At 60.7% G+C, this 8,230-nt stretch carries 7 protein-coding genes; 1 reads left to right on the plus strand and 6 read right to left on the minus strand.

The window, feature by feature from the left end:
- The 6 genes from lepB to rpoE all read right to left on the minus strand — a co-directional run.
- Positions 1-823, minus strand: an 823-nt coding sequence (lepB, locus tag H0V34_15270) for a signal peptidase I (protein ID MBA2492976.1), incomplete at its 3' end; no start/stop codon positions are given.
- 17 nt (positions 824-840) lie between these two features.
- Positions 841-2,631, minus strand: a complete 1,791-nt coding sequence (gene lepA / locus H0V34_15275) for an elongation factor 4 (protein ID MBA2492977.1) — start codon at positions 2,629-2,631, stop codon at positions 841-843.
- Positions 2,632-2,733: 102 nt separating this feature from the next.
- Entirely contained in the window at positions 2,734-4,155 is a 1,422-nt protein-coding gene (locus H0V34_15280) for a Do family serine endopeptidase (GenBank protein ID MBA2492978.1), read from the minus strand.
- Between the two features lie 180 nt (positions 4,156-4,335).
- The gene (locus tag H0V34_15285) at positions 4,336-5,304 is read right to left on the minus strand and encodes a MucB/RseB C-terminal domain-containing protein (protein ID MBA2492979.1); all 969 of its coding nucleotides are present in this window, start codon (positions 5,302-5,304) and stop codon (positions 4,336-4,338) included.
- Between the two features lie 7 nt (positions 5,305-5,311).
- Positions 5,312-5,989, minus strand: coding sequence for a sigma-E factor negative regulatory protein (locus H0V34_15290; GenBank protein MBA2492980.1), 678 nt, complete (start codon positions 5,987-5,989; stop codon positions 5,312-5,314).
- 96 nt (positions 5,990-6,085) lie between these two features.
- The gene (gene rpoE, locus H0V34_15295) at positions 6,086-6,658 is read right to left on the minus strand and encodes an RNA polymerase sigma factor RpoE (GenBank protein MBA2492981.1); all 573 of its coding nucleotides are present in this window, start codon (positions 6,656-6,658) and stop codon (positions 6,086-6,088) included.
- A 187-nt stretch (positions 6,659-6,845) separates the two neighbouring features.
- Here rpoE and nadB point away from each other — a divergent pair.
- Positions 6,846-8,230: L-aspartate oxidase (nadB, locus tag H0V34_15300; GenBank protein MBA2492982.1), on the plus strand; the 1,385-nt coding region annotated here is incomplete at its 3' end.

An 8,230-nucleotide genomic window follows, 5' to 3' on the forward strand; every position in this document is an offset into this window, starting at 1 on the left:
ACACACCGCCCTGCATGTCCCAGTTCAGCCAGATCAGGAACGCCTGCCCCACCAGATTTTCGTCCGGCACGAAACCCCAGAAGCGGCTGTCGTTACTGTTATCGCGGTTGTCGCCCATCACGAAATACTGATCCGGCGGAACGACGTATTCGCCGTCCATACCAGGATGCCGCGGCTCCAGCAAAATCGGGTGTCTGACCTGGCTCAGCAGCTCGCTGACGACGGTGGCGCCACTCATGGCGGCCCCGCTGCGCGCGGCGTAATATTTGTGCAGCGGCTGTTGCGGCGCTCGTTTGCCGTTGATATACACGACCTTGTTGTAGTAGCCGATGTGATCGCCCGGCAGCCCGACCACCCGCTTGATGTAGTCGTCGGATGGATTTTCCGGGTAACGGAACACGATGACATCGCCGCGTTGCGGGTCGCCGGTTTCGAGCAAGGTAGTGCCGAGCACGGGCAGGCGGATGTCGTAGGCGAATTTGCTGACCAGGATGAAATCCCCCACCAGCAGGGTCGGCATCATGGAGCCGGACGGAATGCGGAACGGCTCGGCCACGAACCCCCGCAGGAGCAACACGATCAGCAGCACCGGAAAAAACGATTTCGAATATTCGACATACCACGGGTCATTGCGGGCGGCGGCGTAACCGGGCCTGTGTTCGGTCGCACGCGCCCGCGTCGCGGGCTCCCTGCCCTGCGCGGCATGCGCGGTCTCTGGCATCGGGTCTGACGCCCGTCTGGCCAGGACGACGCGATCGAAAAGCCATATACCGCCGGTCAGCAATGTGCCGATAACCAGCACCAGTTCCAGGTCAAAATTCATTTCGTTTCCATGTGTTTTTATTTGTTCACCTGCAGCACGGCCAGGAAAGCCTCCTGCGGGATCTCGATGCGGCCGATCTGCTTCATGCGCTTCTTGCCCGCTTTCTGTTTTTCCAGCAACTTGCGCTTGCGCGTCACGTCGCCGCCGTAACACTTGGCCGTAACATTTTTACGCAAGGCCTTGATACTGCTTCGCGCGATTATGTGCGAACCGATCGCGGCCTGAATCGCCACATCGAACATCTGGCGCGGAATAATTTTCTGCATGCGTTCGGCGAGGTCGCGGCCACGCGCCTGCGACTTGTCCTTATGCACGATCACCGACAGGGCATCGACCCGCTCGCCGTTGATGAGAATATCGACTTTCACCAGCGGCGACACGACAAAATGCAGGGGCTGATAATCGAACGAGGCGAAGCCGCGGCTGACCGACTTAAGCCTATCGAAAAAATCCAGCACGATCTCGCTCAAGGGGAGTTCATAGCCCAGCGAGACCTGCTTGCCGAAGTAATGAATGCGCGTCTGCACGCCGCGCTTTTCCACGCACAGACCGATGACGTTGCCGATGTAGTCGTGCGGCACCAGAATGGTCGCCATGACCACGGGTTCCCGAATCTCGGCGATGAGGTTGGGCGCGGGCAGTGCGGCGGGATTGTGGATGTTCAGCACCTCGCCTTTGGTGGTGTGAACTTCGTAGACGACGGTTGGCGCGGTGGTAATCAGCTCGAGGCCATACTCGCGTTCCAGACGCGCCTGCACGATTTCCATGTGCAGCATGCCTAAGAATCCGCAGCGAAAACCGAAGCCCAGCGCGTGTGAGGTTTCCGGCTCGAAACTGAGTGCGGAATCGTTCAGTCGCAGGCGCTCCAGCGCCTCGCAAAAGCGCTCGAAATCGTCGGCGCTGACAGGGAACATGCCGGCAAACACGTTCGGCTGTACTTCCTTGTAGCCGGGTAGCGGCGTTGACGCCGGACGCTCGACGGAGGTCAGAGTATCGCCAATTTTGGCGCCGTCGATGTCCTTGATGCCGGCGATCAGATAGCCGACTTCCCCCGCGCTCAAGGCATCCCTGGGCGTGCGCTTAGGTGTGAAAATGCCGACACCTTCGACCTGATAGCTCCGCTGCTGCGACATCGCCATGATCTTTTGTTTAGGTCTGACCACGCCGTCCATCATGCGCACCAGCACCACCACGCCGGTGTAACTGTCGAACCAGGAATCCACGATCAGGGCTTTCAAAGGTGCCTTGCGATCGCCTTGCGGGGGCGGGATACGTCTGACCAGGCTTTCCAGCAGATCGCCCACACCTTCGCCGGTCTTGGCGCTGACCCGCGTCGCGTGCGAGGCGTCGATACCGATGACATCTTCGATTTCGCTCGCCACGCGGTCGGGTTCCGCGGCCGGCAGATCGATCTTGTTGATGACCGGCAGCACCTCCAGTCCCTGATCGATGGCGGTATAGGAATTGGCGACACTCTGCGCTTCTACGCCCTGTGAGGCGTCGACCACCAGCAGCGCGCCTTCGCAGGCCGACAGCGAGCGCGAAACCTCGTAAGAGAAATCGACGTGGCCCGGAGTGTCGATGAAATTCAGCTGATAGGTTTGACCGTCTTTGGCGTGGTAATTGAGCGACACCGCGTGCGCCTTGATGGTGATGCCGCGCTCTTTTTCCAGATCCATGGAATCCAGCACCTGCGCGCGCATCTCGCGCGCCGAAAGTCCCTCGCAGTGCTGGATAAAGCGGTCCGCCAGGGTCGACTTGCCATGATCGATGTGCGCGATGATGGAGAAATTTCGTATATTTTGCATTAGTCGTTATAACAAGGCCTGATGTCGCCCCCCATCAGGCCCTGACCGAAGCTTTATTTGACTGCGTCGCGCGTAGTATACCGCCGCCGTCCGCTGGATAGCTCAATCGGGTATTTTCAACGCCAGAAACTTGGGTCCCTGTTCCCGTCGCACCAGCAGGGATACGAATTTACCGGCTGGCAGCGGCGCGATGATCGACCTGAACCGCGCGACCGTGGACACGGCTTCGTTGTTGACCATGCGCACCACATCGCCTTTCCGCACGCCCGCGTCCCGGGCGGGACTGTCCATCACCCTCACCACGCGCAGGCCGCCCGTGGCCTGTCCCCGCCGCTCCGCTTGCCTGCCATCGAGTATAAGCGGCCGCAATTCAAGGCCCAGGACGATATTGCTGACGTCTGGCTCGGCTGGCCCCGTGCGGGTGGACACTTCGGATTGCTCGCCGGGCAGCGCGCTGACTTTTAGACGCCGCGTGATCCGCTTGCCGTTGCGCAGGATGACGAGTTCCACCCGTTGCCCGGCGCGGGTGCTGCCGACCATGGGCGGGAGCGCCGCGGAGCCAGACACTTTCCTGCCATCGAACTCAAGAATGATGTCACCGACTCTCACGTCACCCGCCCGCGCGGGACTGCCCGGCAGCAGCATGGTCACCAGCGCACCGGTGGGTATCTCCATGTTGAATGAATCCGCGAACTCTCCTGTTACCTCCTGAATGTATACACCGAGCCAGCCGCGTGACACGAAGCCGTCGGTCTTCAATTGCCGGGCCACATCCATCGCCACCTCGATGGGGATGGCGAACGACAGCCCCATGAAACCCCCGGTCTGACTGAAAATCTGCGAGTTGACGCCGACCACTTCGCCGGCCAGATTGAACAACGGCCCGCCCGAATTGCCCGGATTGATCGCGACGTCGGTCTGTATGAACGGGACATAGTTCTCGCTCGGCAGGCTGCGGCCCTTGGCGCTGACGATACCCGCGGTAACCGAGTGATCGAAGCCGAACGGCGAGCCTATCGCCAACACCCATTCTCCCTGCCTGAGCGCCCTGGAGCTGCCCAGCTTCAGAACCGGCAGATGGTCAGCCTCGATCTTCAGCAGCGCGATGTCACTGTGGCTGTCGTGCCCGACCTCTTCGGCCAGCAGCTCGCGGCGGTCGCTAAGCCGCACCACGATTTCGTCGGCGTCCTCGACCACGTGGCGATTGGTGATCACGTAGCCGTCGCGGGATACGATAAATCCCGAGCCCAGCGACTCCTCGCTGAACGATTTACGCTCGCCATCGCGGTCGCCGAAAAAGCGACGCAGCAAGTCGTTCAGGGGATTGTCTTCGGGAAGCTCCGGGATCTCCAGATCTGGGGGCAGCGTCGCGCTCGGTTTCTCCTCGCGGGTGGTGCTGATGTTGACCACGCCGGCGGCATTGGCCCTGACCAGACCGGTAAAGTCAGGCAGCCCGGGGTGGGCGTGCGCAGTCGAGAGGCCCGCGCATGAAAGCAGTGCCGGAAAAACAATCCCTGGTCGCATCGAAACACCCTAAGTTTTCCACAATTGATGCAGGATAGCGTGGGCGCCCAGGCGCCGTGGTCAGATTAACATGAACTGAAACCGGCGAATGGCCCCCGACGCGGCGTGGTTAGCGGATTTCGGCGTACAGGTAAACTGAACCACCTATGGACAGGGGCGCGACCAATAGACGGGCGAAAGCTACTCGGACGGGGTGTACACCATCGACTGACCGATCATCCGTACCGTATCCGCGGGCACTTCGCCGACCACGGTTATCTGATAACCATTCACACTGCGCGCAAACGCGTTCAGCGCACCGCTTTGCGTAGCGCCCTTGAAAAACGCGGTGCGTTCTATCGGCCTTGTGATGAAAACCGACGCGGAAGCGAGACCGTCGGTCAAAATCATGTGCTGCACCGGTTGGGGACTGGCGGCGATCACACGCTTGCTCACGGACGTCACCTCGAAACCCGGCGGCTTGCGTCCGATCCGCCAGCGCACGTCGGGTTTCAGTTCGAACGGCTGCTGGCGCGGCCCCGCGCGGTACCAGACATGATCGGCTTCGATCATGGTCGGCGCAAAGTGCGCATCCGGAATCTGGTCGCGCAGTTCAAGGCTGGTGAACATGACCTTCTCAATCGGCCGCCCGCGGGCGTCAAGCAGCATAGATTCCAGCAACATGCCCGAATCCTCGGCAATGCAAAGCCGGTGCCCATACCGCAGGGTGTCCTTAGGTTCTATGTTCAGATTACGGCAGGGTTTACCGGCGATGCGGCCCCGGCCGTGGACACTCAGCCGATAGTGTTCGTCAAGGCCTTGTGTGCTGGATGGAATGGTGGTCGGAATGCCGTGCTTCTGGGCGCGCGTGGCTTCGACCATCACGGCGTTCTGGTGGGGCCACACGCAGGTGAGCACGCCGCGGTCGCGTATGACCTCGCGCTCCTCGCCGGTCAGCGTGGTCAGACGCTCTCGTATCCCCTGCGCGTCGCGGCCATGGACGATGTGCATCGTGTCCATCTTGTCCCCGCGCGCGAAGATGAACGTGCCTTCGTAGTTGAGGGATTGTACGGCGTCGGCCATTTTATCCAGCCAGACCTTTGCATCCTGCCCGCTCCATGCCGCGTGCGGCAACGCGAGTATCGCGAATAGCGCGACGTACCGCATCACGCCGAGGTTACTGATTGCCTTCGTAACCCAGGACTACGCGCGCGTAAGGCATCATGCCGCGCGAGGGTGCGTACTCGCTGTGATTGACCAGATAACTGTTAAGGCGGGCGGCAACGTCAGGATTACTGGCCAGAGAGACCCCGGGTGCGTCAACCCTGGGCGCGGCGTCCGCTGCGGAGGCCTTTGCACTGGTCTGGCGCAACGACTGCCAATTGGAGGAATTCGTGGGGGAAGTGACGGAGAAGCCGACGGGTGAGGGGTTGATCCGGGCGACGTTGGTGACAGGCACTTCCGGCGAGGATGAACGGTTGAATGACTGAAAGCCGAGCACCGCGCACACCACGACGGAAGCCGCCAGGCCAAAGCCTATCTTCGGATTTAGTCGGCCGGGATCGCGCAGGGCTGGGTTGAGCACGCGTGGACGCCACCGGGATGCATCGCGCACTACGGCGACAAGCGGCTCGCGCTCGATCGCGGCGTGCACGCCGACGACAAAATTCGCGTCAATCCTCAATGGCAGATTGCCCCGCAGCGCGTCGCGTATTACGTGATAGCGTCCCAGACGCGCCAGCTCGCGATCATCGTTCAGCAACTCACTGCACAGTCGGTGTACTTCAAACTGTGATGTTTCTTCATCTACAAACGCGGACAGCAGCTCTTGCTGGTCGGTAATCTCGTTGTTCATGGCGGCGTCTCTGTGCGTGCGACTTTATGGACGTAATCTGTATCGGGGGAATATGAACAGGCTTCCGAGGGAACTTCGCTCACTTAATAAAGCGCGCTAATTGATGAGGGGCGCCAGGTGGCGATCGATCGCTTCGCGTGCACGGAATATGCGGGAGCGGACGGTGCCGATCGGGCATCCCATGGTTTGCGCAATTTCCTCGTAACTCATGCCTTCCAGTTCCCGTAATGTAATAGCCGTTTTTAAATCGTCCGGCAATTCTTTGATTGCGCGGTATACGGTTCGTTCTATTTCATCCGTAAGCAACTGCCGCTCTGGTGTGGCATATTCCTTGAGCTTCGACGCACCTTCGTAGTATTCGGCTTCCTGCGCATCGACCTCGTAATCCGGCGAGCGGCGATTCTGCGCAACCAGGTGATTCTTGGCCGTGTTAATGGCGATCCGATAAAGCCAGGTATAGAAGGCGCTTTCTCCACGGAACCGCTCCAGTCCACGATACGCCTTCAAAAATGCTTCCTGCGCGACGTCCTGCGCAGCATCCGGATCGTGCACGTAGCGCGAGATCAGCTTGATGATCTTGTGCTGGTACTTTAAGACCAGCGCGTCATACGCCCGCTTGTCTCCCGCCTGTACGCGCCTGACCAGCTCACGATCGTTGATCTCGCCCATCCGGGCCTTCCCCCATTTCCGGGCGCGTTCCCTGCACCCTGACAAATTGACAGATGACGCCACGCGGAGTTCGCGCCGCCGACTTGTTTTTCAAGTACGTGACAACCGTAGTTATGAAACGCTAAAAACACCGCAAAGCAGGTCATTGATGTTTCGATGGCAAAACATGTGACAAAATACAGAAACGATGACACGCCCTCAAGCCAAACTTGAATGCCGCGCCCATGACGTCCTGATCATCGGCAGCGGCGCGGCGGGCTTGACCCTTGCGCTGCGCCTGGCCGATTCCGCGCGCGTGGCGGTACTTTCCAAGGGCCTACTGAATGAGGGCAGCACATGGTACGCGCAGGGCGGCGTGTCCGCGGCGATGGACCGACAAGATTCCATCGACTCGCATGTCGCGGATACATTGAGCGCCGGTGCGGGCCTGTGCGATCCCAAAGTCGTTCAATACACCGTGGCGCACGCCGCGGACGCCATTGAATGGCTGCTCGAACTGGGCGTGGATTTCACCCGCGAGACGCACGCCGATGGCAGCAGCACACTGCATTTCACGCGCGAAGGCGGCCACAGCCATCGACGGGTGGTGCATGCCGCCGACACCACCGGCCAGGCGATCGAACAGGTGCTGGTCGAGCGCGTGCGCGCAGCGCGACGAATCGATTTATTCGAAAACCACATCGCCGTCGATCTCGTGACGACGCAAAAACTCACCGGACGCGGGAACCCGCGCCAACCGAATGATTGTCGAGGCGCCTATGTGCTCAATCGCGCGAGCGGCGAAGTAGAGGTGTTCGAGGCGCGCTTCGTGGTGCTGGCCACGGGCGGGGCCAGCAAGGTTTACCTGTACACCAGCAATCCGGACAGCGCCTCTGGCGACGGTATCGCCATGGCCTGGCGCGCGGGTCTAAGCATCGCCAACATGGAGTTCATGCAGTTTCATCCGACCTGTCTGTATCACCCTGACGCGCGGTCGTTTCTGATCAGCGAGTCGTTGCGCGGCGAAGGCGGCCGACTGCTGCTGCCGGACGGCAGTGAGTTCATTCACCGTTTCGATTCCCGCGCCGAACTGGCGCCGCGTGACGTGGTCGCCCGTGCCATCGATCACGAGATGAAACGCCTGGGCGCCGAATGTGTGTATCTCGATATCAGCCACAAGGGCGCTGAGTTCATTACCCGGCATTTCCCCAATATCCACGCGCGCTGTCTGCAGTTCGGGTTCGACCTGACCCGCGGCCCGATTCCCGTGGTGCCAGCCGCGCATTACACTTGCGGAGGCGTGGTGACCGATCTTGACGCCCGCACGGCGATAAACGGTTTATACGCGATCGGCGAGGTCGCCTTCACCGGTCTTCACGGCGCCAACCGCATGGCCAGCAACTCGCTGCTGGAATGTCTGGTGTTCGCGCGCGCCGCGGCGACGCACATTGCCGCGCAACTGGATCAGTCGCACGCCGATTACGATATCCCGCCGTGGGACGCCAGCCGCGTGACCGACTCCGACGAGGAAGTGGTGATCACCCACAACTGGCACGAGCTGCGCCGTTTCATGTGGGATTACGTCGGCATCGT

The organism is Gammaproteobacteria bacterium (assembly GCA_013696315.1).
In the GTDB taxonomy this organism is placed as follows: Bacteria; Pseudomonadota; Gammaproteobacteria; order JACCYU01; family JACCYU01; genus JACCYU01.